23 protein-coding genes and 4 tRNA genes are annotated in these 24,350 nt (G+C 40.6%); 12 read left to right on the plus strand and 15 right to left on the minus strand.

From position 1 onward, the window contains the following. The 8 genes from motA to cspE form a co-directional block, all read right to left on the minus strand. On the minus strand, window positions 1–882 hold the full coding sequence (gene motA, locus Xbed_RS03870; RefSeq protein WP_086111633.1) for a flagellar motor stator protein MotA: 882 nt from the start codon (window positions 880–882) through the stop codon (window positions 1–3). 134 nt (window positions 883–1,016) lie between these two features. After that, window positions 1,017–1,598 carry a flagellar transcriptional regulator FlhC gene (gene flhC / locus Xbed_RS03875; RefSeq protein WP_086111634.1) on the minus strand — a complete coding sequence of 194 codons (582 nt, stop codon included), beginning with the start codon at window positions 1,596–1,598 and terminating at the stop codon, window positions 1,017–1,019. A 2-nt stretch (window positions 1,599–1,600) separates the two neighbouring features. Then, complete coding sequence (gene flhD / locus Xbed_RS03880) at window positions 1,601–1,951, minus strand: flagellar transcriptional regulator FlhD (RefSeq protein ID WP_010847229.1); 351 nt, start codon at window positions 1,949–1,951, stop codon at window positions 1,601–1,603. Window positions 1,952–4,112: 2,161 nt separating this feature from the next. Beyond that, window positions 4,113–4,304 (minus strand): hypothetical protein, encoded by a 192-nt coding sequence (locus tag Xbed_RS03885; RefSeq protein ID WP_086111635.1) that lies wholly within the window; start codon window positions 4,302–4,304, stop codon window positions 4,113–4,115. Between the two features lie 57 nt (window positions 4,305–4,361). Then, on the minus strand, window positions 4,362–4,514 hold the full coding sequence (locus tag Xbed_RS03890; protein ID WP_086111636.1) for a magnesium ABC transporter ATPase: 153 nt from the start codon (window positions 4,512–4,514) through the stop codon (window positions 4,362–4,364). A 6-nt stretch (window positions 4,515–4,520) separates the two neighbouring features. Next, window positions 4,521–4,970: a hypothetical protein gene (locus tag Xbed_RS03895; RefSeq protein WP_086111637.1), complete on the minus strand. Its 450-nt coding sequence runs from the start codon at window positions 4,968–4,970 to the stop codon at window positions 4,521–4,523. 194 nt (window positions 4,971–5,164) lie between these two features. Beyond that, complete coding sequence (locus tag Xbed_RS03900; RefSeq protein ID WP_086111638.1) at window positions 5,165–5,875, minus strand: MgtC family protein; 711 nt, start codon at window positions 5,873–5,875, stop codon at window positions 5,165–5,167. 799 nt (window positions 5,876–6,674) lie between these two features. Further along, window positions 6,675–6,887, minus strand: coding sequence for a transcription antiterminator/RNA stability regulator CspE (cspE, locus tag Xbed_RS03905; RefSeq protein WP_086111639.1), 213 nt, complete (start codon window positions 6,885–6,887; stop codon window positions 6,675–6,677). Window positions 6,888–7,379: 492 nt separating this feature from the next. Between cspE and Xbed_RS03910 the strand changes: the two genes are divergently transcribed. The 8 genes from Xbed_RS03910 to Xbed_RS03945 all read left to right on the plus strand — a co-directional run bounded on the left by Xbed_RS03910 (window position 7,380) and on the right by Xbed_RS03945 (window position 11,901). Next, window positions 7,380–7,889, plus strand: coding sequence for a YlaC family protein (locus Xbed_RS03910; protein ID WP_086111640.1), 510 nt, complete (start codon window positions 7,380–7,382; stop codon window positions 7,887–7,889). Between the two features lie 131 nt (window positions 7,890–8,020). Further along, window positions 8,021–8,096 (plus strand) — tRNA-Asn (locus Xbed_RS03915). Between the two features lie 419 nt (window positions 8,097–8,515). After that, window positions 8,516–8,591 (plus strand) — tRNA-Asn (locus Xbed_RS03920). A 286-nt stretch (window positions 8,592–8,877) separates the two neighbouring features. Then, window positions 8,878–8,953 (plus strand) — tRNA-Asn (locus Xbed_RS03925). Between the two features lie 300 nt (window positions 8,954–9,253). Further along, window positions 9,254–9,329 (plus strand) — tRNA-Asn (locus Xbed_RS03930). Between the two features lie 229 nt (window positions 9,330–9,558). Further along, the gene (pyrC, locus tag Xbed_RS03935) at window positions 9,559–10,611 is read left to right on the plus strand and encodes a dihydroorotase (protein WP_086111641.1); all 1,053 of its coding nucleotides are present in this window, start codon (window positions 9,559–9,561) and stop codon (window positions 10,609–10,611) included. 234 nt (window positions 10,612–10,845) lie between these two features. Further along, window positions 10,846–11,100, plus strand: coding sequence for a biofilm formation regulator BssS (bssS, locus tag Xbed_RS03940; protein ID WP_086111642.1), 255 nt, complete (start codon window positions 10,846–10,848; stop codon window positions 11,098–11,100). A 207-nt stretch (window positions 11,101–11,307) separates the two neighbouring features. Further along, window positions 11,308–11,901, plus strand: coding sequence for a LuxR C-terminal-related transcriptional regulator (locus Xbed_RS03945; RefSeq protein WP_086111643.1), 594 nt, complete (start codon window positions 11,308–11,310; stop codon window positions 11,899–11,901). A gap of 152 nt (window positions 11,902–12,053) precedes the next feature. On the opposite strand, the gene trhO is transcribed toward Xbed_RS03945, so the two are convergent. Further along, the gene (gene trhO, locus Xbed_RS03950) at window positions 12,054–13,112 is read right to left on the minus strand and encodes an oxygen-dependent tRNA uridine(34) hydroxylase TrhO (RefSeq protein ID WP_086111644.1); all 1,059 of its coding nucleotides are present in this window, start codon (window positions 13,110–13,112) and stop codon (window positions 12,054–12,056) included. Window positions 13,113–13,474: 362 nt separating this feature from the next. Here trhO and Xbed_RS03955 point away from each other — a divergent pair, with 362 nt between their 5' ends. The 3 genes from Xbed_RS03955 (at window position 13,475) to Xbed_RS03965 (ending at window position 17,010) form a co-directional block, all read left to right on the plus strand. After that, a complete protein-coding gene (locus Xbed_RS03955; RefSeq protein WP_086111645.1) occupies window positions 13,475–14,419 on the plus strand; it encodes a Kdo(2)-lipid IV(A) acyltransferase in 945 nt (314 codons plus the stop codon). A 475-nt stretch (window positions 14,420–14,894) separates the two neighbouring features. Beyond that, window positions 14,895–16,427, plus strand: a complete 1,533-nt coding sequence (locus Xbed_RS03960) for a peptide MFS transporter (protein ID WP_086111646.1) — start codon at window positions 14,895–14,897, stop codon at window positions 16,425–16,427. 106 nt (window positions 16,428–16,533) lie between these two features. Further along, a complete protein-coding gene (locus tag Xbed_RS03965; protein ID WP_208612190.1) occupies window positions 16,534–17,010 on the plus strand; it encodes a LysR family transcriptional regulator in 477 nt (158 codons plus the stop codon). A gap of 379 nt (window positions 17,011–17,389) precedes the next feature. Here Xbed_RS03965 and Xbed_RS03970 read toward each other — a convergent pair whose 3' ends face one another. Next, the gene (locus tag Xbed_RS03970; RefSeq protein WP_086111735.1) at window positions 17,390–17,821 is read right to left on the minus strand and encodes a hypothetical protein; all 432 of its coding nucleotides are present in this window, start codon (window positions 17,819–17,821) and stop codon (window positions 17,390–17,392) included. A 173-nt stretch (window positions 17,822–17,994) separates the two neighbouring features. Here Xbed_RS03970 and Xbed_RS03975 point away from each other — a divergent pair, with 173 nt between their 5' ends. Then, entirely contained in the window at window positions 17,995–18,783 is a 789-nt protein-coding gene (locus Xbed_RS03975) for a PhzF family phenazine biosynthesis protein (protein WP_086111647.1), read from the plus strand. A gap of 75 nt (window positions 18,784–18,858) precedes the next feature. Here Xbed_RS03975 and lldD read toward each other — a convergent pair whose 3' ends face one another. From lldD to Xbed_RS04000, 5 genes are all read right to left on the minus strand, one after another. Further along, a complete protein-coding gene (gene lldD, locus Xbed_RS03980) occupies window positions 18,859–20,001 on the minus strand; it encodes an FMN-dependent L-lactate dehydrogenase LldD (RefSeq protein WP_086111648.1) in 1,143 nt (380 codons plus the stop codon). A 39-nt stretch (window positions 20,002–20,040) separates the two neighbouring features. Then, window positions 20,041–21,621, minus strand: a complete 1,581-nt coding sequence (locus Xbed_RS03985; RefSeq protein WP_086111649.1) for an L-lactate permease — start codon at window positions 21,619–21,621, stop codon at window positions 20,041–20,043. Between the two features lie 316 nt (window positions 21,622–21,937). Beyond that, window positions 21,938–22,858 carry a LysR family transcriptional regulator gene (locus tag Xbed_RS03990; RefSeq protein WP_086111650.1) on the minus strand — a complete coding sequence of 307 codons (921 nt, stop codon included), beginning with the start codon at window positions 22,856–22,858 and terminating at the stop codon, window positions 21,938–21,940. Continuing rightward, window positions 22,842–23,474, minus strand: a complete 633-nt coding sequence (locus tag Xbed_RS03995) for an RBBP9/YdeN family alpha/beta hydrolase (RefSeq protein ID WP_086111651.1) — start codon at window positions 23,472–23,474, stop codon at window positions 22,842–22,844. Before Xbed_RS03995 ends, Xbed_RS03990 begins: the two co-directional genes overlap by 17 nt. A 22-nt stretch (window positions 23,475–23,496) precedes the next feature. Then, window positions 23,497–24,252, minus strand: a complete 756-nt coding sequence (locus tag Xbed_RS04000; protein ID WP_086111652.1) for a thioesterase II family protein — start codon at window positions 24,250–24,252, stop codon at window positions 23,497–23,499. Window positions 24,253–24,350 lie beyond the last annotated feature (98 nt).

Here is a 24,350-nt window from a genome sequence, read left to right on the forward strand (position 1 = left end):
TTATTCTTCAACTTCTTGCTGTACTGGGGCTTTAACCCGACGAACGTGCTCTTCAAGTTCTGTAAATGAAGGGCGATCGGTGAGGAATAACGTTTTGCGACCGAATTCAACCGCAATTTGTGGTGCATAACCATTCAAACTGGAAAGCAGTGTCACCTTGATGCATTGCAACATTTTGACCTGCTCACTGCTGCGTTGACGAAGTAATGTCGCCAGCGGAGAAACGAAACCGTAAGCCAATAAAATACCAAGGAATGTTCCCACCATGGCATGCGCGATCAGGGCACCCAATTCTCCTGCCGGGCGATCTGCAGATCCCAGGGCGTGAACAACCCCCATGACGGCAGCAACAATCCCGAATGCAGGCAGGGAATCCCCGACCATCGCCAAACTGGTGGCTGGAATTTCACTCTCTTGTTCGTAAGTCTCGATTTCTTCATCCATCAAGGCTTCGATTTCATGGGAATTCATGTTACCGCTGATGATTAAGCGCATGTAATCAGTAATGAAATCCATCAAATACCGATCTTTCAACAAACGAGGATACTGTGTAAAAATGTCGCTTTGTTGTGGGTTTTCAATATCCCGTTCCAAAGCAAGAAACCCGTGCTGGCGAGATTTGGACAACAAGCGGAATTGCAATGCCATCAGATCCATGTACATTGCCTTGTTGTATTTTGATCTGCGCAATACTTTTGGTAAGACACGCAGTGTTGCCTTTATCGCCTTGCCATTATTGCCCACGATAAAAGCGCCGATCCCCGCACCTGCAATAATCAAAAATTCCGCTGGCTGATAAAGTGCGCCCATGTGACCACCGACAAGCAGATAGCCACCAATTACCGCACCAAAAACCACGATATATCCTAAAAGTACTAACACGCGATATCCTTTAGCTAAGTTGGTGAGCAGATGGGATTTGCACAGGGCGAACAGATAAATGAAGAAGGATGTGAAAGCAGGTTACAAGTTTTATATCAAAACTTGTAACCTGAGTTTTACTTTCTCATTTAAATTCACATAGCTTGCTGAGCAAATCCATCCAGCAGTTGTGAATTAGTATCGGCAGGTTGAGGGGAAAGTTTACGTTTTTTTACTGCCCGTGAAGGTGGCTGGCAAAGACTGCAAACAAAGCTATTTACCGGTTGATGGGCATGTGTGATGAAAGTTCCACCACAGCAACGACATTCTGTTGGCTGCAACATACCACTGTCAACAAAACGAACCAGTGTCCAGGCTCTGGTTAATGCCAAAACCGGCCCACTCTCACTACTTGGAGGACATTGCTCAAGGTATAGCCGATAGGCTTTTACAACCGCCTCGACCCCCCCGCAATGCCTACTTTTCAACAGAAAACGGTAAGCATTGTAGAACATTGACGAATGAATATTCTGTTCCCAAGTCATAAACCAATCCGTCGAAAAGGGGAGCATCCCTTTAGGCGGAGGGCTTCCCCGCAACTCCTTATACAACCTGATCAACCGGCCTCTGCTTAGTTGCGTTTCACTTTCAAGCATCTGTAACCGCGCGCCTAAAGTGATGAGTTCCATTGCCAGCTGAATATCTTTCGCTTCCTGAACAATACTTTTTTCAACCATCTTTACGCTCTTTTCTTGATTGAAGTGTCATCCTGAGCGGATAACTGCTGAAAAAGATGAGTAGACAGCAAGATACCTGTATGAATTTGTTGCAGATCGTCCACCCGCGATTCCTTCGTTAACTGCTGTACGGTTTCGTGGTCTTCAAACCGAAAATGGCAAATCAGTTGGTTTGTTTCAGCTAATTTTACTAACTGAGGCAATGTCAGCTCGGCCAACGTATCAGCCATCGATTCACTAATACCTAAACGGAACATCGCAGATGCTTTCTCATGGTTAATTAGCCGTTGTGCTAAAAGCAAATACGATAAATTTATGTCATAAATATGTTTGAGCAATTCAACCGTACTCATTTCTATATATCCCGTCCGATTACATGAAAAAATTAAATTAAGTGATCAAAGAATCACTCACGACAAAATTACCAGTAGCATGAGATTCAATAATCTCCGACATAACTGAAATATACATCTTTAGCCAGAGCAGTAACTGTCCTTTGTATTACTCTTGGGATCGCCCAATTTCTAAAATATTTCGGTAATGGGTTGTGAAAGTATTATTGCGTCATCTGGGTAATGCACTTGCCACAATTGATTAAGAATATTCTTAATGCTAATTAACTTTACTCCTGAATCATCAACTTATACAACGGACAATATATGTCATTTTAAATACTATGTGATCCAGATCACAAAACTACCTCTTTTTATTATGATTCTAGCTCATTAACTATTCAAGCAACAAAAAACGAGAAATAGTCTACAATTAATAAGTTAAATTATTTAAATAAAAATATTAGGGATTGTTTTTTGTTTTGTGCGATCTATTAAACTTATAAATTCAAAATAACGATAAAAAATCTTTCCTTGAGTAAAATTACCAATATCTTAATAAAATTTGCCTCTTGATAATGCAGGTAGGTACTCATCTTCCACTATAACTTGATTTAGATCATACTTATGCCAAATTTATTAATTTTATGTGAATACTAGTTATTAAAAAGCTACCAGTCTGATCATTTTTAGTTTACGATCGTATCATTTTCAAACAGAAGAAAGGGGGCATTTCCCCTACTTTGAAGTCAAATATCACACAGATCACAAAAATAAGATAAAATACAGTATGATATTGAAATAAAAAAACATCTCTATCCTTCCCTCTCCGTAAACACAACCAGCAATGCTTTGCTAATTCAACAAAATGCACGTCTCTCAAGAGCTACCAAGGCTTTTTCCAGTCACGCTCACTAATAAATTTATCTAATCTAAAAAAGCCCCAAAATAGCCTGCCTGTGACATAAATTTAACTAAATGCCCTCTGGTGATTATTTCTTCTCATTGGCTAGCTTATACACACATAATATAAGTAAAATTAATCAATTTATTTCCCTTATGGCTCACAAATGATAAGAATAACAAATGATTTTGTTCCCATGCCAAAACGGACAAACTGATAACCCAATTCAAAAGCAAGGTGGCCTATTGACTAAAAATTAATTTACTTAAATAACAAAAAATTTAGATACAAAATCATTCCCAAATGCAAATTTAGCAATAATTTATTTTGGCATAAAACCCAATTAAAAGAATAATGGGTATTTTGAATAAAAAGAAATTAATGCAGATATAAAAGCAAATATTAAAAAGAAATTTAACCCATTTAATTTTAAATTAAAACCACAATAAGTCATTTAAATTGGCGTTTCAAATAAAAAAAATAACAGGTAAAAATAACTCTATTACTTCATTAAGTTCATTTATATTGTGATAGGAGGTTCATATTTAAAGAATAACATCAATACCTATTCTAAATATCTGCAAAAAATTCGTTATGATGAGGCTTTTTAATACGCACTTTTTATGTGGGTTTTTCTTTAATCCACACAGAATAAGATAGTAATTAATGAGAATTATTTGCAACCATCCACCAAATCGATGAATGTGAAATCACTCAATCATTTGAGCAATGACACTGTCATGTATTCGTGATCCAATTAGCCATAAAGAATATTTTCATGGCAATAACGGTAACCCCATTAGGGTAGCAAAAGGAAAAAATGAACTGTAAATACCTAGTCCCATTATTAGTGTCATTAATAAAACAGGTAACGCATCATACCTTGTAATCTTGTATGAAAAGAATTTTTCGTGCGCGCAATATATGTACAATCAAGACCGGTGACGATACTTTCCCACAATTCATTCAGATTGAAACAAGGCTTGAAATTTCACACTATTCGCTGCAAATACAGACTAAATCACCACGTATACAGTGATGTCGAGAGGAATGGAAGATGTAGATCAGCCTCAGAACATAAAGTTCCCAATGTTCTGTGCATCCATTTATGGCGTCTTTATTAGAAAATCTTTATCCGTTTTGTTCTACGACAAAGATGCCGTTAAATATCGTACATTAGGTTTTGTACAAGAAAATGAATGGCTAACACTGGTAAAAATGGAATAAATGCACTGGCAATCAATATAAAAAATACGTTTCTGACATTTGAACTAATCATCATATTTTAATACCTAATGATATTCCCAAACGTTTACCTTTCCTTAATGAGTTTTCTTCTAATACCATCAGATTTTTCTTAAACAGAATGATATCTGCTGATTCTTTTGTGATACTCATGCCTGTATCAACTAAAATTCCGACGTCAGTATCCTCTAATGCCAGTGCATCATTTATTCCATCACCCGGCAAAACAATCCTATGAACATTATTTTGTAATGATTTTAAATGCGTGATTTTTGCAGGGGGTTAACGACAAAAGATTGTTCCCAATTCCACTTCTTTTGAAAGGTTTTTATCTCTCATTGGTTTAATATCAGGGCCGATAAGAATATTTCCAGAATCTAAATCCACATTGTGACAAACTTTAGCCATAATGGCAGGATTATCTCCGGTAAGCATCTTAACCTAAATGCTATTTTTTCTTAATACCACAATAGCCATTGCAGTACTCTCTTTGGATGGATTGAAAAATGTTAATAAACCCTGCGGTGTCATTTTTTTTCTCTCAACAACAGAAAGCCACTGTTTCACTTCACCAGTACTTAACTCCCGTTCCGCTAAGATTAACACCCTGAAACCTTGTTCGTTATAGTCACTAACCCGTTCTATTAGATTGTTGCAACTTTCTTCAGTGAGAGGAATAATTTTCTCTTTTATCCTTATATGGGAGCAAACTGATAGCATTTCTTCAACGGCATATTTACAGGATAATTGATGATTTTCATACAAATTATGTACAAAAATTAACACATTGCAGTCGACAAAACCAAACAGTAACTCATCAATTTTTCTGTAGCTGCGGAGAAAATTGATGCCTGAATTTCCGCTCTCATACCTAAAAATCGCTTGCCCCATTAGGTTTCTGATACCATTTTAGTCAACACTGCCTAGCCAATTCCAATAGAGTATAGAGGTATCTTCCCTGCCCTCTATATCTAAATAATGTTGGAGAATAATTTTGTTTTGAGTCAGTGTGTTCGTTAGCCGTTAGCCCTTTCTGCAAAAATAATCTCCATATAACAATATTGAATTGGTCATGAAAAATTATTCTAAGCGGGCAACTCAGCAGCAATTCTCCAATTCACTGCAGTGACACTTTTTTCCAGGCTGACTCGACACACAATCGACTCAATTTCTTTTTGCTCTGCCGGAGTCGCTAATATTTCCGCACAAACTTCAAGTCTGCCGGACTGAATTGCATCTGCGCTGCTCAATGACTGCAATCTAACCGCTAATCCATTCAGGGCCTGTAAAATCAAAGTCCTGACCAAAATTTCATCATCTATGGCGCAAATAATATGGATCTTATAACGTTGTTCTAAATCCAACGCTTGCTGAGAAGGCTGAGTATTGATTCGCTGTGCGGCTTCTCTCAATAAAATATTCGCGCAAAGAATAATGGCAGTTGCTATGCAGGCTGACCAATATTGCCCCAGTCCACACAATACCCCAATGCCTGCCGAACACCATAATGTTGCGGCTGTATTTAAACCACGAATACTCATTCCTTGGCGCATAATAACACCAGCACCAAGAAAACCAATTCCAGAGACAATTTGTGCCGCAATACGTCCGGGGCTATCCGCAGAAGCCGTCATTGAACAAATAATAAAAACCGCCGCGCCCGTTGACACCAAAGCATTGGTTCTCAATCCTGCCATACGCTGACGCCATTGACGTTCAGCTCCAATCAAAGCCCCAAGGCACAGTGCAGATAGCAAATGGATGCCAATAGATGTTAAAAACATAGTATTCTCCATTACATCAAATGGATAAATAAACCCTTAATTATTCAAGCTATTGATTGATCATATCGGCGTGATTGATCATACGTAACTTAAAATCTACTGGGTATAGAAAATCATGTACATTGATTGAAGCAGGCTTGGTTCGATTATTAGTTTTTCAACTAACGCACGATAGAAAGCCTAAAGAGACAATCTCTTTATCGCACATGAAATAGAGTAACAAAATAGTTAATTTGACTTGATTACTTGTTTGTTCCCGGAGGGAATAAGGAATGAATATATGACCACATCATGTATGCCCCGATATATCTTCAAATAATATTTTATCAAGAATCCAATTCAGTAGATCCCAGTATCAAATAATTTTTCTTCGGGTGGGTACAGCTCATGAAGTTAAAGTAGTACCGCCACCATTTCTGGTAAGCAGCAAATCGGGATGAGATGAACAGCTTACCGGGTTACTTTGTATCTAATCTAAAACTTTGACTGTCCAATTGTTGGCTCCCTAGTGGAATTTGCGGGGAAGTATAAACAGGTAAACTTAATAAGTAAAGACATTGGTCGAGAGAGCGTTTTACAAAAATCTATGCGTGCTCTGATTCATTAAAACACAACGCACTACAAATATTCGTCGTTTTATTGGCGCCGATCTTAACCAATAGTAACCAAGCTATTATTTTCACAAGGTTATTCTTGTAATATAAATAAATTAGCCTAGAAACTTACAGAAATAATTTCATAAAATATAAAAAACAAAAAGCCCGCCACGGCATTTTTACCTGGCGAGCTTAAATAAGGCATAAAGGCTAAATTAGATAGCAGATACGTTAGCTGCTGCTGGGCCTTTGGCACCATTTTCAATGGTGAATTCTACGTTCTGGCCTTCTGCCAGAGTTTTGAAACCGTTACCTTGAATGGCAGAGAAATGTACGAATACGTCTTTGCTACCATCAGCTGGAGTGATGAAACCAAAGCCTTTAGACTCGTTGAACCACTTCACTTGACCTTTCATTTTGTCAGTCATTTGACTTTCCTATATATCAAAAAAAACTCGCCACCTCGGGCATGTATGTGTTGGCCAGTATCAGTATTACTTATGGAGGCACTAAGAAGGAAACGGTCAACAAAGGCTACCGGAGATAGCACTTACACATAACTCATTAACTCAAGATGTCGTACATAAAGTAGGTCTGTTAATCAGGCCAAACGCATTAACGCATTAACGAACGCGAATAGCAACCTTTTTATGTATTATCGATTTAAAAAAGCTGCATACGCTCAATATTAGAACAGAATAACATAATAAAAAGGTGTACTTATAACTTTATTTGATTTATTCAACTTTTAGCTTAGCGAAAATACTGATATTTCTCGCCGACAATAACAATTTTTCAAATAAATTAAAGCAATTGCTATACAGATGTGTGTTGCGGACATGCTAACCTTGAAAATGGTAAAATTTTCAATTCGATCTCGCTTTTTACAACACTTTTCTACAAATAAGTGGGTTAGCATTATGAACATCATCAAACAGATATTGATTCAAGATCTTGAGCGGATCAATCTTAAAGAGCATCGTGATGGTAAAGTGCACTTCAACAGCATTTTTATTCACCATCACCCCTACCTATGTCTGGCGATGCTTATCGCTTATGCTTTTCTTGCTATGCTCATGTGGTATGCGCCCTATTTTGGCGCTTGGTCAATTTTTGCATTTACCGTGGCTTTTATCGCCATGGCAACCGTTCTATTATTTGATATCAAGCCTGTCTATCATTTCGAAGACATTGACGTACTCGATTTACGTGTATGTTATAACGGCGAATGGTTTGTCAACGAACAGGTTTCCAAAAAAGCCATTAACAAAATACTCACTCATCCTCGAGTACCTAATGAAATCAAAGATGACATCAAACACGTTATGAAGAAAAAACACAGTATCTGTTTTTATGATGTGTTTCTCATCGCCTGTTCGGATCAATCACCTTATGCCCGGCCTACTAATATGGTAAATAAAAGTGCATAGGTTCAATGAAATAGTACAATCATGACACAATGCGCTCACATGATGAGCGAGCGGTAAGAAAAAAGAATTTTTGCGTTGACACTATTCTGGTTCATCGCTAATATTCGCCCCGTTCTCAGGAACGAAGAAATTCCTCCATAGTTCAGTCGGTAGAACGGCGGACTGTTAATCCGTATGTCGCTGGTTCGAGTCCAGCTGGAGGAGCCAAATTCAGGAAAGCCCGGTTAGCTCTGCTAGTCGGGCTTTCTGCTGTTTATTTCCCGCTTGTTATTTTTTCTTACTGCCTATATTTCCTGCCAACTGTGCGTTCTCTACTAACGGTGACTTTCCTGCCAACGATTGATCTTATAACTGACTATCCTCTCATTAACTCTTTTTTCCTCTTTACTCTCGATGTTTGAATAGTAATTGTAAAATAAATCAACTTTTCCTAGGGGAAACCGCATGTCATGACTCACGATAAAATCAATTAAAGCACACTGAACCAGTTATAATTTCATCAGAAAACAACAAAAAAACACCATTTAGAGCATATATCATTCACTTGAGCTTATTTTTCTTTTTTTTACTTTACAACCTCAAGGTATTCTCTGTAATATTCGCCCCGTTCTCAGGAACGAAGTAATTCCTCCATAGTTCAGTCGGTAGAACGGCGGACTGTTAATCCGTATGTCGCTGGTTCGAGTCCAGCTGGAGGAGCCAAATTCAGGAAAGCCCGGTTAGCTCTGCTAGTCGGGCTTTCTGCTATTTATTTCCTGTAGTTATTTCCTGCCAACGGTTGATTTTACAACTGACTGTCTTCTCACTAGTTCTTTTTCTTTATTCCCAATATTTGGGCACTTTAACATCCTCATTCATTCCCAAAAATGCAATAAAGAGCAAAAAGGGGCCAATAAGCACACATTACAAGCAATCAAATAGTTAATGTTATTTTCTGCTTTGACAAACGTAAAAAGTACCGTTATTATTCGCCCCGTCTTGAAGGAGTTCCTCCATAGTTCAGTCGGTAGAACGGCGGACTGTTAATCCGTATGTCGCTGGTTCGAGTCCAGCTGGAGGAGCCAGATATTCTGAAGAGCCTGATTAGTTTTGCTAATCAGGCTTTTTGCTATTTACGCTTCTATTTCTACTCTTCTATTTTCTGCTGTTGAACATTTCCATTTTTCGAAATATTTTCCCTGCTCCCCTTCTTACCCTCTGGCACTACTGATGAGTTATCACGATCGAATTCCTCCCGGAGCAGATGATGGAAGTCTAAAAAAACCACATCCAGTACACATTACCATCAAACAAACAGTTATTGTTATTTTCTGCTTTGACAAACGTAAAAAGTGCCGTTAATATTCACCCCGTCTTGAAGGAGTTCCTCCATAGTTCAGTCGGTAGAACGGCGGACTGTTAATCCGTATGTCGCTGGTTCGAGTCCAGCTGGAGGAGCCAATTTCAATTCACCCTCGTGTTGTTACTTCTCGTTTTCCTTTTTTCGATACGATAATTTCCTCTGAATACCCTCATTAAAATAAATTTAAAAACTTAATAATTCAAAATTAACAGGATTTTATCATTCAACAATAGCTATTTAGCTATTTTCGTTTTATCATCCTCCTCCGGCTTAAGGAGTGCTGAATCAGCATCCACCATTTTCCACCTATATTCTGGAGCCGGTTTCATGACCACCGAATCATATACAATTAAAATCCGCCGCCCTGACGACTGGCATGTCCATTTCCGCGATGGTGATATGCTAAAAACTATTGTCCCCCATACCAGCCGTTTCTTTGGCCGAGCTATCGTCATGCCCAACCTTGCCTCTCCGGTGACAGATGTTGCCAGTGCCAAAGCCTATAAGGATCGGATCCTCGCCGCTATTCCATCAGATCACCATTTCGAACCTCTTATGACCTGTTACCTGACCGATTCAACAGACGGCAGTCAAATTGAAGCAGGTCATAAGGAAGGCATTTTCACTGCCTGTAAACTCTATCCCGCCAACGCAACAACGAATTCCAGCCACGGTGTTTCTGATATCAAAAAGATCTATCCATTATTGGAAACTATGGAAAAAATAGGCATGCCTCTGTTGATCCATGGCGAAGTTACGGCCTCCCATATCGATATTTTTGACCGTGAAGCACGATTCATCGAACAAGTGATGGAACCATTACGCAAACAGTTTCCTGAACTCAAAGTGGTTTTTGAGCATATTACAACCAAAGAAGCCGCAGAATACGTTCTTGCAGGTAACGATAAATTAGGTGCCACACTGACGCCACAGCATTTGATGTTCAACCGCAACCATATGCTGGTTGGCGGTATTCGTCCCCATCTTTACTGCTTACCCGTCCTAAAACGCAATATTCATCAAGAAGCCTTAAGAGCCGCAGTGGCCAGTGGCTGTAATCGCTTCTTTCTGGGTACAGATTCAGCTCCTCATGTACTACACCGCAAAGAGTCTTCTTGTGGTTGTGCCGGTGTCTTCAACGCACCTACCGCTCTGGCTGCCTATGCGACAGTTTTTGAAGAAATCGGGGCAATGGAACATTTTGAATCTTTCTGCTCCTTAAATGGCCCAGCATTCTACAATTTGCCAATTAATGATGGTCTTATACAACTGACACGTAAACCGACACCCGTAGTTGAATATGTTGAGTGCGGTGATGAAAGGTTAATTCCGTTCCTTGCCGGGGAAGATGCCGGATGGGATGTCAAATTATGTGAGTAATTTTTTCACCGCTGACCGTGCGGAAATTATGCTTTATTTCCGCACACTTGGCTGAACGATAAAAAGCAGGAACACGTTACAATGATTTCTGTCTGTGATAATGAAAAAAATCCACTCTTTTCACTTCTTAGATTGGCAAAAAGGTTTATACTGCTATTGGTTCACCCTAAATGAGTTGTTTTGCTCTTAGTCAATTATATCAATAATGATGCAGTAGTATGATTAGGAGGTTTTATGGGAAAAAAAAATGAAATAATTCAAACTCATCCTGTTGTCGGCTGGGATATCAGCACTGTCGATGCCTATGACGCCATGATGATACGTCTTCATTATTCATCCTCCCAAGACCAAGCCTCAGAGAATGTCAATGTTGACAAAACTTTGTGGTTAACAACAGGAGTAGCCAAACAGCTTATCCTCATTTTACAAGCCGGAATTGAAAAGATAGAAGCATCAGAATACAGTCAGCTTGACCACATTAAACATTAACGATGAATTTCGATACTTTCAAAACATTTGGACACTCATGTATTGAGTGTCCAAGGTAGGTATTCGAACAAACAATGACCATCCAAATTATCCATCTAGTTCACTATTTTTTATAATACTGTATCATATGATTGTATTTATCCTCCAAGCGCTTAATTATTAAGCTAATCATTTATATAGCCATAGTAGAACAAGGATGTTCAAGTAATGAAACTTTTAATCATTGATGAATGCCATTATACACGCTTAGGAATCATTGAATTTCTAAAAGAAAATACCCATATTTTTCCTAAAGAAGCTGCATCAATTCACGACGCTATAAATATCCTGCCTGTCTTTTCTCCAGATATCATTTTGGCTAATTTAACTCATTATGGTTACCACATTGAATATTGCGAACAACTTAACTTATTAATTTCATTAGTCAATGAAGCGCGTATTTATACTTATATCAATAAACCATACCCCTTTGGAAAAACACCTATCCAATTGACAAATAATGATTTTTTCCTATCAAAGAAAAACCTGATGGCATTACTTGATCGCCTAAAAGAAATGGCATTATTTGATATTCAACATTATTTTTCTCATTTCAATGCCCACAACTCTATTTTTAGCCATCAGGAAAACCGTGTCATCTATTATTGGATGTTAGAAACAAGTACCCATAAGATTGCCAAAATATTAAAAATCAGCAATAGCACCGTCTACTCCCACAAAAGGCATATTATCGAAAAAATAGGGGTTTCCAACAAAATAGAGTTACTTTTTATTTACAATATCTTTAAATATTTCTGTTAAGGAATTTAAACAACCCTCTTTAGCGTAAATAATACTGAATTATTTACGCTAATTGATCGATATTGATGAGGTAACCAGTTAAAGAATATTTATGCCCTATCGACTTCAAGTTGCAACCGACAAGCTGCAACTTGAAAGACAACGGGCCTATGTCACTTGATGGATTGCAGTGATGTAATATTCAAACCATCATTTAACCGGTAGCGGGATTTATTGAAAATCTTAGCCCCATTTTCTCTCCCGGCACGACGAGCTCGCTGTTCATCTTCAGGCAACCTCATCTCTTCGCGACAGTTATCGCTGCAGCAGCCTTCGAAACGCTCCGCACAAGATGGGCACTGGATAAATAACAGATGACAGCCGTCATTTTTACAATTGGTATGACTATCACATGCTGCACCGCACTGATGACAATGAGCAATAATTGTCTCAGAAATACGCTCACCCATACGCTCATCAAAGACAAAGTTTTTGCCAATAAAACGAACTGGCAACCCTTGTTCTTTCGCTTTACGGGCATATTCAATAATGCCACCCTCTACATGATAGACTTTGTTAAAACCATTATGCAGCATATATGCACTCGCTTTTTCGCAACGAATTCCGCCAGTACAGTACATAACGATATTTTTATCTTTATTGTCTTTCAGCATGTCCACTGCCATTGGCAGTTGTTCACGAAACGTATCAGAAGGGACTTCAATTGCGTTTTCGAAGTGCCCTACTTCATATTCGTAGTGATTGCGCATATCCACAAAAACGGTGTCAGGATCATCCAGCATTTGGTTAACCTGTTCCGCTTTGAGATATTCACCTGTTTTTGCTGGATCAAAAGTTTGATCTTCAATACCATCAGCAACAATGAGTTCACGCACTTTCATGCGCAATACCCAAAAGGACTTACCGTCATCTTCCAGGGCAATATTAAGGCGCAGATTACGTAAAGCAGGGTCAGTTTCATCCAATAATGCTTTCAAAGCATCAACATGACCAGAAGGCACACTGATTTGCGCATTGATACCTTCTTTGGCGATATAAACCCGCCCAAAGACAGAGAGCTCAGTAAATTTTTGATACAGGCTATCGCGAAAAGCCTGTGGTTCGGAAATGGTAAAATATTTATAAAAAGAGATGGTAGTGCGCGGTTCAGTTTCAGCCAACATACGCTCTTTCAGCTCTTTATTAGAAATACGGTTATGTAACACTGGCATGGTGTACTTTCCTGAATTTCGATGACAAAAGAATGAAAATTTCAATGGTTACCCCATTGAGAGCCGGATATCATAGCGAAAATGCTCTTTAGCGGATAGTGATTTATGTTCCCGTGTTCAATCAATGTAAAGCAAGCATTTGAATGTTATGCACGGGAATATCATAATCATGCCACTACCTTGTAAAGGATGACCATAACGCGCCATAACGTAGTAAAATACCATCAGGCAGAATCGGCTGATCGAATAATTTATCGCCCAATTAAGTATTTAGTGCCCCAATATTTCGATATTCCATTAAAAAATGTCACAATGCACCAAAATTACGCTTAGGGTCTACTCAAATAACACACTGAAAACACATGATACAAGCACCTCCTTTTTGTCGTTCATTATTACATCCCCGTTACTGGCTGACCTGGCTAGGTATCGGCATACTGTATTTATTGGTTTTACTCCCTTATCCCGCGATTTATTGGATGGGAACCCGGCTCGGTCGGCTATCACAACGTTTTTTGAAAAAGCGGGCTAAAGTGGCTGAACGCAACCTGACGCTCTGTTTCCCTGACATGTCACCAGAGAAACGACACGAATGGCTGGTTAAAAATTTTGAATCTGTTGGCATGGGTTTGTTTGAAACTGGCATGGCCTGGTTCTGGCCCGATTGGAGAGTCCGGCGCTGGTTCAAAGTCACTGGCCGGGAGAATATTCAAACGGTGCAATCCAAAGGCCAAGGGATTATCGTTATTGGGGTTCACTTCCTGACATTGGAATTAGGTGCCCGGATCTTTGGGATATTGAATCCGGGGATCGGTGTTTATCGCCCAAATGACAATCCGGTGATGGATTGGCTGCAAACATGGGGCCGGCTCCGTTCCAATAAATCTATGCTGGATAGAAAAGATGTGAAGGGTATGATCCGCTGCCTGAAAAACGGTGAGATTGTCTGGTATGCACCTGATCATGATTATGGCCCGCGTAATAGCGTATTTGCCCCACTGTTTGCCGTTGAACACGCGGCAACTACAACTGGAACCTCAATTCTCGTTCGTCTGTCCAGACCAGCATTGATCCCTTTTACTCCCCGCCGGTTACCGGATGGAAAAGGTTATGAATTAATGATTCAACCCGCTGTGGAAAATTTTCCTCTAAAGGATGAACTGGAAGCCGCGACATTCATGAATAAGGTGATTGAAAAAGAGATTATGCAGGCACCGGATCAATACATGTGGCTACACCGCCGTTTCAAAACCCGTCCCAAAGGCATGCCATCTTTGTATGGTGATAATGATAATATTCATAATTAGCAAATAGTTGGCTGCTATATAGCAGCCAATATCTGAGTATCCACATCCCCTTTACGTCACTGCCTTTATGTAATCTCTACCCACTTAAAATCCATATTTGTATGGTAACGTAACAAAATATCAAGATATGTATTATTTTAAAAATTAATCTCTTGTTTTATAACATATTTGACAGAAAATATTTTACAGAATAAAAAAATATTTAAGTCAATATCTCCCGTCACATACCCACTATTAAATTCTGAAAATGAGATTCTCATCGACTTTCATTCTAAAAAATGGAGTATAAAGTAGAAAACGTGCTTCTCGCAGATGAAAAGAACGAAGAACATGTTAAAAATACACCAATAATTAAGTAAAGAGTTTTATAACGATATGTTAATGGTTTTGACCAATATGGTTATAAGGCAACTTTTTCATTTTGGCTTGTAAAACACCCCCATCATGAAGATGGTTTTTTAGGAAGAATTATTAGATGCAATCTTCAATCAACAACGGAAAAAACAGGACCTTTTTTGGGCATCCTTATCCACTTAGTTCCCTTTTCATGACAGAAATGTGGGAACGATTTTCGTTCTATGGTATTCGTCCCCTTCTGATTTTGTTTATGTCTGCCGCTATCTTTGACGGTGGTATGGGCATTCCCCGTGAACAGGCATCAGCGATTGTCGGGATCTTTGCTGGCAGTATTTACCTGACATCCCTGCCCGGTGGGTGGCTTGCCGACAACTGGCTGGGTCAACGCCTTGCTGTTTGGTATGGTTCAATTATTATCGCCTTAGGGCACCTATCAATCGCCTTATCCGCAATTTGGAGTCACCTATTCTTTATTGGATTGCTGCTCATTACACTCGGCACTGGCCTGTTCAAGACCTGTGTCACGGTCATGGTCGGCACCTTATATAAGAAAAACGATCCCCGTCGTGATGGTGGATTTTCCCTATTTTACATGGGGATTAATTTAGGTTCCCTGATCGCAGCATTAATCACTGGCTGGCTGGTGAAAAATTATGGCTGGCACTGGGGTTTTGGGGTCGGTGGATTGGGTATGTTGGTCGCCCTGCTGATTTTTCGCTTTTATACTGTTCCTCTGATGCGTAGCTACGATAAAGAGGCGGGATTAGATTCCAGCTGGGATCGTCCAATGATAGAACGCAAAAATGTTGGCAAATGGGTCAGCGCAATCGCCATGATAACCTGTATGGTTGTTGCATTAGTGACTATGGGCGTTATTCCATTTAATCCAGTTAAAGTGGCCAACGTTTTGGTCTATGTAATTTCTTCCAGTGTTATTCTCTATTTTGCCTATTTATTCCTGTTTGCCGGGTTAGACCGCAATGAGAAAATACGCTTGTTCGTCTGTTTTATTCTGCTGGTTTCAGCCGCTTTATTCTGGTCAGCATTCGAGCAAAAACCGACATCATTTAACTTATTTGCCAATGACTATACTGACCGGGTGGTGCTGGGGTATGAGATCCCGGCGGTTTGGTTCCAGTCAATCAATCCACTGTATATTATTCTGTTGGCTCCACTCTTTAGCTGGCTATGGCCTGCACTGGCAAAACGCAATATGAACCCTAACAGTATCGGTAAGTTTGTGATTGGTATGCTGTTTGCTGCCGGTGGCTTTGCCATCATGATGTTCGCTGCCCAAAATGTGTTGGTGACGGGTGGTACAGTTTCACCGCTATGGATCGTTTTCAGCGTTCTCTTTCTCACTCTTGGGGAACTTTGCCTCAGCCCAATCGGGCTGGCAACGATGACGGTATTAGCGCCTTCCCGCATGCGTGGGCAAGTTATGGGATTATGGTTCTGTGCCAGTGCTCTCGGTAATCTGGCTGCGGGTCTCATTGGGGGTAATGTGCGGGCGGATAAGCTGGATAGCCTGCCTCAACTATTCTCCAACGTTTCACTGTCGTTGGTCATTTGCTCTGTTATCTTGCTGGCTTTAATCATCCCAATCCGTCGTTTAATGAGCAGCCTGCATGAAACAGAAGTAAAATCCTGACGGTGGCAATGATACCAATAAGCGATGCCAACAGTGAATTTAAACGGAGTTAAGGTAAAATCGTTAAGCCGTCACGGCTTCTCCAGTTCTGAGTCGGGGATATGCCGTGGCGGTAACAAAAATCATTAGATGCTTTACAGACGGAAAGTGCATTTTGAATAATTACAAATTACTGCCAGCTTTAGTATCAATACTGCAAACGCTTAATCTAACTGAATCCTCAAAACAGTTAGGTGTTACACAGTCTGCAATGAGTAAAACATTAAATCAGCTTCGTGAAGATTTTCATGACAAAATTATTGTGAGAGAAGCGAATCAATTCATCCTTACCCCAAAAGGGGAAAGGCTGAAAGAACAACTTCCAGTATTAATGCAGCAACTCAATAATCTATATGCACCAGAATTAATGGAACCCAGCCGCTGCAACAGGAAATTCACCTTAGCTTCCAGCGATTATGTCGCCCAAGCTGTCTTACCGTCTATATTTTATAATATTGAGCGAGAAGCGCCTCATGTGAGCATTGAATATAAGTTGTGGCACAAAGACAACCTCCATAAGCAAGGACTATCGAACATGGCATGAATTTAATTCATACCCATCAGTAGGTTTCCGACCTTCTACATGTCATTTACTTGCTTGGATTAATATTTATTGTTATCGCTTTTATTTTATTTTCTCTCATCGCCTATTTATCCGGTTTTTTAAATAATGCGATATCTAACAAACCATCAATACAAATAATTTTAAATAAAATTACGAGCTTAATATTTATCGCATTAGCGATAAACCTACTTATCAGCCAGTTTTAAAGCGGAGTGCATCATACAATCCAATCGGTTTCAAGATACAACGAGACGGCAAAGGAGCGAATCCTTTCGCTCTTCTCCAGCATCCTTGCAGACTACGGTATTGTTTCTGTGTGTACTTTCAGGGACAAATTTAGCCCTGTTCTCATTGATGCCTAATAATGACCACAGGCATCGGCAATATCGGCATTGGAATACCCATTCCCTTGCTCTTTTTCTAGTTTCTGCCTGGTTTCTCGATAACATTTACGGTTAAGAGATCTATTGAGATGCTTCATAGCGTCATAGGCAAAAGGTTTAAATGCCTTATTGTCCCAGTCATAAGCAAGCCCCAGGCTGTTTTTTTGTTGGTATTTATTATTGTACTCCCTACGTTCATCTTCACGTTTCTCGGCCAGGGTATTGTCCTCAGCTAATTTTTTCGTATTCCAATTTCCGCTTTCCAACTCATTTCTTTTTTTCAGATACTCTTCTGAAGGTTTGTTATCAGCGGGTATATCGCTTTTGTAGCTTAGATCCAATGCCAGAGCCTGAGAAAAACACACTGACAAAACAAAAAATAGGCAATAAGATCCTTTGATTTTCATATCTTCCCTTGGTGAAACTATAACAAAGAGCATTATTTAATAACCATTGTCTCCTAAGGTCAATACTACAATTTTTGTATATTTCGCAATCAACTTAGATAACTCTTTACAAAATAGCGTCTTTTCAACATCCTGTATTCGATTTTTCATTATAAAAAATAAGTGAGTTCCTGATGTATTCATACCCTATTTACCATGTTGATGCTTTCACGGAAACTGCGTTTTCTGGCAATCCTGCCGCTGTTGTTTTGTTGGATAAGTGGCCATCAGATGAAACTTTGGTTTCCATTGCCGCTGAAATTGGCCTGCCAGAAACGGCTTTTCTGGTCGAAAACCATCTACGCTGGTTTACACCTAAAGTTGAAGTAAATTTATGTGGACATGCAACATTGGCAACCGCATTTGTGCTCATCAAATATCGCAACAGTCAAGATAACTCGCTCACTTTCAAGAGCCTTTCCGGTGAGCTGCGTGTTTTTCATCAAGATGGGGTTTTTACCCTGGATTTCCCTGCCGCCGATTGTCATGAAGAAAAAGCCCTCATTCCTATCATGCAAGATGCTCTGGGGCAGAATGTTTCCGAAGTGTTCGTTTCGCGTGATCGCTATATCTGTGTTTTGAGCTCCGTCGAGCAAATCATTAATGCTCAGCCTGATTTTGACAAAATTGCAGCTCTTCCTTTACCTGGTCTTGCTATCACTGCCCTTGGTGAGTCACACACAGATTTTGTTTCACGTTTTTTTGCGCCGGCCAAAGGCGTCAATGAAGATCCTGTCACCGGTTCCAGTCATTGTGTGCTCGCTCCCTTCTGGGGGAAACGCATCAATAAAAGTGAACTGCGTGCCCGTCAATTGTCTGAACGAGGCGGTGAGATATTATGCAGGATAGATGGCGATCGCGTTTATTTAACGGGTAAAGCGAAACTTTTTTCCCGTGGGGAAATATTACTCGACACCCTATAATTTTTTATTGAGTTACGCTATGCGGTCAGCAGGATCACCTCTGCTGACCAATAATGGCCGCCATTTGCCATTAATCTAATCTTGATGAGGAACCAATAAATCTGCATTAATCTCAGAGATTGATTTCGCCCCTGTCAAAGTCATCGCCACTCGCATTTCTTTATCAATCAGATCCAACAAATTGGAAACACCGGCTTCACCTGCCGCTGCCAACGCATAAGCAAAAGCGCGCCCCAACAGAACACTATCAGCCCCCAGAGCAATCATTCTCACTACATCCAAGCCAGTTCGGATACCGGAATCAGCAAGAATTGTGAGGTCATTTTTGACTGCATCCGCAATCGCAGGCAAAGCACGCGACGTTGACAAAACACCGTCAAGCTGACGTCCCCCGTGGTTGGAAACCACAATACCATCTGCACCAAAACGCACGGCGTCTTTAGCATCTTCTGGATCGAGAATGCCTTTAATAATCATTGGCCCCTGCCAGAAATCACGGATCCATTCCAAATCTTTCCACGAAATTGACGGATCAAAATTACTTCCCAACCAACCAATGTAATCCTCTAATTTCGTCGGCTTGCCGCGATACACGGTGATATTACCAAGATCATGTGGCTTACCCCATAGCCCTACATCCCATGCCCACTGAGGATGGGTCATTGCCTGAAAGACACGTCGCATGGCGGCATTTGTGCCACTCATCCCGGAATGGGCATCACGATAACGTGCGCCAGGAACAGGCATATCCACAGTAAACACCAAATTCTTGACGCCCGCAGCCTGCGCCCTTTCCAACACATTGCGCATAAAACCACGATCTTTCAGAACATAAAGCTGAAACCACATTGGACGATCAATCGCAGGAGCAACTTCTTCAATGGGACATACTGATACCGTTGATAAGGTAAATGGAATGCCTTTTTTTGCCGCAGCACGCGCCGCCTGTACTTCACCACGGCGGGCATACATTCCCGTTAACCCTACGGGACCCAGTGCCACCGGCATTGACATTTTTTCTCCGAATAAGCAGGTTTCCAGACTTAATTCAGACATGTCTTTCAATACGCGCTGACGTAATTCAATATCGGATAAATCTGCGGTATTACGTTTAAGGGTATGCTCTGCATAGGCTCCGCCATCAATATAATGGAACAGAAAAGGCGGTAATTTAGCCTGTGCTGCGGCCCGATAGTCCGTTGAAGCGGAAATAATCATAATATGTACCTTAAGGTTGAAAAGTTATTCGCACATTTTTTAAGATGCCAGAATCACCGCCATGACAGCCGCAATTCCTCCATAGACCAGCATGGGTAAAATCGTTTTCTTCATAATCTGGCCTTCTGCATTAGCGATCCCCAAAATAGAGCAAACCGCAATGATGTTGTTTAAACAAACCATGTTGCCCATAGCACCACCCACAGATTGCAGCGCCAACATCAAATTGACATTCATTCCATTGCTCAAGGCGATAGCATGCTGGATCCCGCCGAATGTCAGGTTAGAAACCGTATTAGAGCCAGAGAAAAATGAACCCAATGCTCCCAGGAATGAAGAAAACAGCAACCAACTATCCCCCGTCATGGTAGCCAGTGCCTTACCAATAATGATGACAGGCGCATTTTCACCTCCTAACATCATCATGTTGACCATCACTAACGCACCAAACAACGCGATAAATGGCTTAAGAATACGTGAACCTGTTTCACTGAACATTTGCTTGACCTGATGGCGGTTCAGTCGAAACAGTGGGATACAGATCAACACCACTAACAAAAAAGGAATTATCGCCGGGACATATAACGTCTTATAGCTGGCGGCAGCAGAGGTTCCCAATACCTGTTGCAGGCTGATAATAAGAGACTTACTGATACTCAAATCCCCCAGCCATCCTAAATTCAATTGCCAATGGATCTCAGCATTATTCAGCAGCGCCTTAATACCCAATTGGTGAATACGGGTAATAATCAGGATCACAATCAATAACAAAGTCGGTATCATGGCTTTGATGACTGTGCTGAAAGGCACTGCTTGCCCAGAATTTTTTCTTTCATAGCGTTTCATGCCGATACCCATGCGAGCCAGTAATACCGACAAAGCCAACCCAATAGCTCCGCCTATCAGGGCTGGAAATTCATAATTAATCTGAGCCAATAACAGATAAGGCAGGGTACAACTTAGGATACTCAAAAAGATAAACAGGAGGTTTTGGCGAATTTCTTGCCACGATACAATAAATCTCAGAGCCAATAACGGGATGATAAAACCTGCAACAAAGTGGATTAACGCGCTCAATTTACCGATTTCAAATAAATTTTCTTCAGACAACCCAAGATTGGCAAACCCAAACCAAGTCGGCGTTCCTACTGCCCCGAAAGAAACCGGGACAGAGTTCATCACCAAGGCCAGCAAGGCAACCCGCAATGGATTAAACCCCAAACCGACCAATATGGGGGCAGCAATCGCCGCCGGAGTGCCAAAACCGCTGGCTCCCTCAATCATAAAAGCAAAAGCCCAGCCAATAATCATTAACTGAGCTACGGGGTTAGCACTGATATTTTCCAGCCAATTGCGCACAACCTCTTCAGCGCCACTGATCTGCATCAATTTATTCAGCAATATTGCGCCTAAGATAATCGTAATGGGAGTAAAAACAGAAATCAGGGCCGTAATAATATTGGCGTGTAATAATATAGGCTGGGCTTCTAACCAGAATAATTGTATGAAGTAAACAAGGATCGCGGTCAATGGTAAAGCAATATAGGATGGAATACCTTTACGTTTGGTCATCATCCAAATCAGCAGGACAATCGGAGCAATGCTGAAAAATAAGGGCATAGGGTCCTCAGGTAACTGTTTTTATAAGAGAAGAAATGTAGCTGAAAGGTTAAATCTTCATAACAATGCCATTATAATCACAACCCTTCCCAAGCTCCTACGCTGTGATTTTTTAACAATTAGAATTAATACACATTATCAATGCCTTGATGACATGGAAGATAAAAAATTAAACCAATAAAAATCAGTTAGATATAAAATAATTTAAGATAAAAACCGCGAAGGGATCACACTAATTAGGTATAAATTTTCAATAGACTATATCTAAAAATGACATAATCTCTGCTGGTCATTAACCCCCCAGCAGAGAAAAACCTTAAAAATAATGCTGAATATTTTTATAAGAGACTGTGATGTGTTCAATCAACATTCGGATTTTCAGGGGTAAATTTCGGGTATAAGGATAAACAGCATAAACACCCAATACTTTCCCACTATGCCCTTTCAGTATTTCCACCAATTTTCCGGCCTGTAAATCTTCATACACCATGACACGCGGAACCATCGCAATGCCAAATCCCCCCAGTACCACCTTACGAATTGCCAGGGCATTATTTGAAGAAAAATTTCCATTCACCTGTAATTCATAAATATCACGGCTGGCAGGGTGTTTCATCAACCAGTTGGCAGTCCCACTTTCTTGGTGGGTGTAAGTCAGGCAATTGTGATCAAGAAGATCCTGCGCTGATTGTGGTTGGGGATGTTTTTCCAGATAAGCAGGAGAACAGACAATAACCCAACGCGAATTCAAGATAGGTCTGGCAATCAAACTGGAATCCGGCATCGTGCCAGTACGAATTGCCAAATCAATGCCTTCATTAACCAAGTCAACAAAATGATTCTCTAACCGCATTTCCACCTTTAATTTCGGATGTCGGCTACAGAACTCAGCGACTTTCTCACTCAAGAGTAGTTCACCTGAGATAGTTGGCACTGACATCCGGATCACTCCCGTTAATTCATCACTTTTTTCACTGACGACATGTAACGCATCTTGAATTCGGGTACTGATTTCCTTGGCATGTTGATACAGTCCGCGCCCATTTTCAGTTAAGGTGAGACTGCGTGTAGTACGATATAACAGCCGGGCACCGAGGTATTTTTCCAAACGCCCAATCCGCTTACTAATGACTGAACTGGTGATGCCTGCGCTCTCTGCCGCTTTACTGAAAGACCCACAGTCAACAATCAAGGCAAACAAGATCAAATCGTTTGCATATTCATGGGTAGATAACATAATTTATGTCTACTTCTTCTGATACCATCATTTTCAGAGCATGATAAACAGGTAACAGGCGAGTAAAACCGTCCTTATCAAGAAAATGTCCGCCATTATCAACATTAATCACTTTAGACTGCAACGAATGAGCCAAAGCATCGGAAGAGTGTGGAGGAACAATTTCATCATTAGATGAAATAATCGAAATACGATGTTCTGTCACCCCACGCAAGAAAGCATAATCCAACGGTTCGACAGCAAAAGCATCTAACTCAGGTAAGGTGGCTTGAGGAGAGCCATATCCCGAAACCAATATGTAGCCGCCAATATGAAGGGATGTAGAGCTTATTGCCTCCAGATGCCGCAACACCGTGATACAACCCAGACTGTGACCAATAAAAATCGTATCTTTGTCTGCCCTTGGTGTGATGTCCATCAGCATATTCGTCCATACTTCCGGTTCAGGCGCTGATGATTCAGGCATTGCAGGTACGATCACCTCTGCTCCCTGTTCAGTCAGGGTATCTTTTAACCAAGGAAACCAATTTGATGAAGGTGAGGCAGTATACCCATGAACAATAATAATTTTTTTGCCAGAAAACAGGCCGGGACTACTTGTCGTTGCTAATGTCATTGACGTTATCCTACTCAAAAATTCATCCAACCAACGCTCCGGCTTGTTTCTCAAGCCACGGGATCACTGAATCATTATTGAACAAATAAAAGTGTCCACCCGTGAAAATTTGCTGCTTCACGGGTGCAGGCAGTTCCTTTCGCCATTCGGCTAATCGAGCAACAGGCACTCGCTTATCCTGATCACCTCCTATCACGTAAATTTGCGCATTTAGCTTTACTTTCGGTAATCGGGACAAAGCATCCAGTAAAATCAGATCATTTCTCATTATTTCAATCACGTAGTTACGTAATTCGGCGTTAATTAAAACATTCGCAGGCGTTCCTTCACATTGTTCAAGAATGTTCAATACGTCATTATCAGAATATTCCTCATGCGGCTTACTTTTCAGATCTTCGGGATCAACGAAACCACGGGCTGAAATAATCAGGGTCAACTTCTTTTCCGGCGCTTCATATTCAAGCCGTTGAGCAACCTGATAGGCAAGCTCAGCCCCCATACTGTGTCCAAATAACAGTAATGGTTTATCCTCACCTAATCTCAAACGCTTTATCGAAACCAGGATATCAGCCAGTACAGTTTCCGCCTCTGTTTGAAAAGGGGCAGACATACGTGTCCCCCTACCTGCAAGTTCGAGACAGTAGACTTCCATAAACGCCGACAATTTGTTGGCCAATGCCATATAAGAAAGACAAGAACCTCCGGCATGATGTAAAAACACCAACTGCACCTTGGCTTCAGGTCTTTCAATCACCGGAAATAAAACTGAATTAGACAAAATCAAGTTCCTTTGGTCGTATAAATGGGCGTTTTTGTGTTAATAGGAAATGGATGGTGTTGATCAACAGGTATCTATTCCCTGACGGTATTGCTTTC

Origin of the sequence: Xenorhabdus beddingii (genome assembly GCF_002127545.1) — a bacterium.
GTDB classification, from domain to species: Bacteria; Pseudomonadota; Gammaproteobacteria; order Enterobacterales; family Enterobacteriaceae; genus Xenorhabdus; species Xenorhabdus beddingii.

Excerpts from the sequence above, each read along its gene's own strand:
- flhC (WP_086111634.1), bottom strand. The coding sequence starts at position 1,598 with ATGGTTGAAAAAAGTATTGTTCAGGAAGCGAAAGATATTCAGCTGGCA.
- flhD (WP_010847229.1), bottom strand. The coding sequence starts at position 1,951 with ATGAGTACGGTTGAATTGCTCAAACATATTTATGACATAAATTTATCG.
- Xbed_RS03890 (WP_086111636.1), bottom strand. The coding sequence starts at position 4,514 with ATGCTTACCGGAGATAATCCTGCCATTATGGCTAAAGTTTGTCACAAT.
- Xbed_RS03895 (WP_086111637.1), bottom strand. The coding sequence starts at position 4,970 with ATGGGGCAAGCGATTTTTAGGTATGAGAGCGGAAATTCAGGCATCAAT.
- Xbed_RS03900 (WP_086111638.1), bottom strand. The coding sequence starts at position 5,875 with ATGGAGAATACTATGTTTTTAACATCTATTGGCATCCATTTGCTATCT.
- cspE (WP_086111639.1), bottom strand. The coding sequence starts at position 6,887 with ATGACTGACAAAATGAAAGGTCAAGTGAAGTGGTTCAACGAGTCTAAA.
- Xbed_RS03910 (WP_086111640.1), top strand. The coding sequence starts at position 7,380 with ATGAACATCATCAAACAGATATTGATTCAAGATCTTGAGCGGATCAAT.
- pyrC (WP_086111641.1), top strand. The coding sequence starts at position 9,559 with ATGACCACCGAATCATATACAATTAAAATCCGCCGCCCTGACGACTGG.
- bssS (WP_086111642.1), top strand. The coding sequence starts at position 10,846 with ATGGGAAAAAAAAATGAAATAATTCAAACTCATCCTGTTGTCGGCTGG.
- Xbed_RS03945 (WP_086111643.1), top strand. The coding sequence starts at position 11,308 with ATGAAACTTTTAATCATTGATGAATGCCATTATACACGCTTAGGAATC.
- trhO (WP_086111644.1), bottom strand. The coding sequence starts at position 13,112 with ATGCCAGTGTTACATAACCGTATTTCTAATAAAGAGCTGAAAGAGCGT.
- Xbed_RS03955 (WP_086111645.1), top strand. The coding sequence starts at position 13,475 with ATGATACAAGCACCTCCTTTTTGTCGTTCATTATTACATCCCCGTTAC.
- Xbed_RS03960 (WP_086111646.1), top strand. The coding sequence starts at position 14,895 with ATGCAATCTTCAATCAACAACGGAAAAAACAGGACCTTTTTTGGGCAT.
- Xbed_RS03970 (WP_086111735.1), bottom strand. The coding sequence starts at position 17,821 with ATGAAAATCAAAGGATCTTATTGCCTATTTTTTGTTTTGTCAGTGTGT.
- Xbed_RS03975 (WP_086111647.1), top strand. The coding sequence starts at position 17,995 with ATGTATTCATACCCTATTTACCATGTTGATGCTTTCACGGAAACTGCG.
- lldD (WP_086111648.1), bottom strand. The coding sequence starts at position 20,001 with ATGATTATTTCCGCTTCAACGGACTATCGGGCCGCAGCACAGGCTAAA.
- Xbed_RS03985 (WP_086111649.1), bottom strand. The coding sequence starts at position 21,621 with ATGCCCTTATTTTTCAGCATTGCTCCGATTGTCCTGCTGATTTGGATG.
- Xbed_RS03990 (WP_086111650.1), bottom strand. The coding sequence starts at position 22,858 with ATGTTATCTACCCATGAATATGCAAACGATTTGATCTTGTTTGCCTTG.
- Xbed_RS03995 (WP_086111651.1), bottom strand. The coding sequence starts at position 23,474 with ATGACATTAGCAACGACAAGTAGTCCCGGCCTGTTTTCTGGCAAAAAA.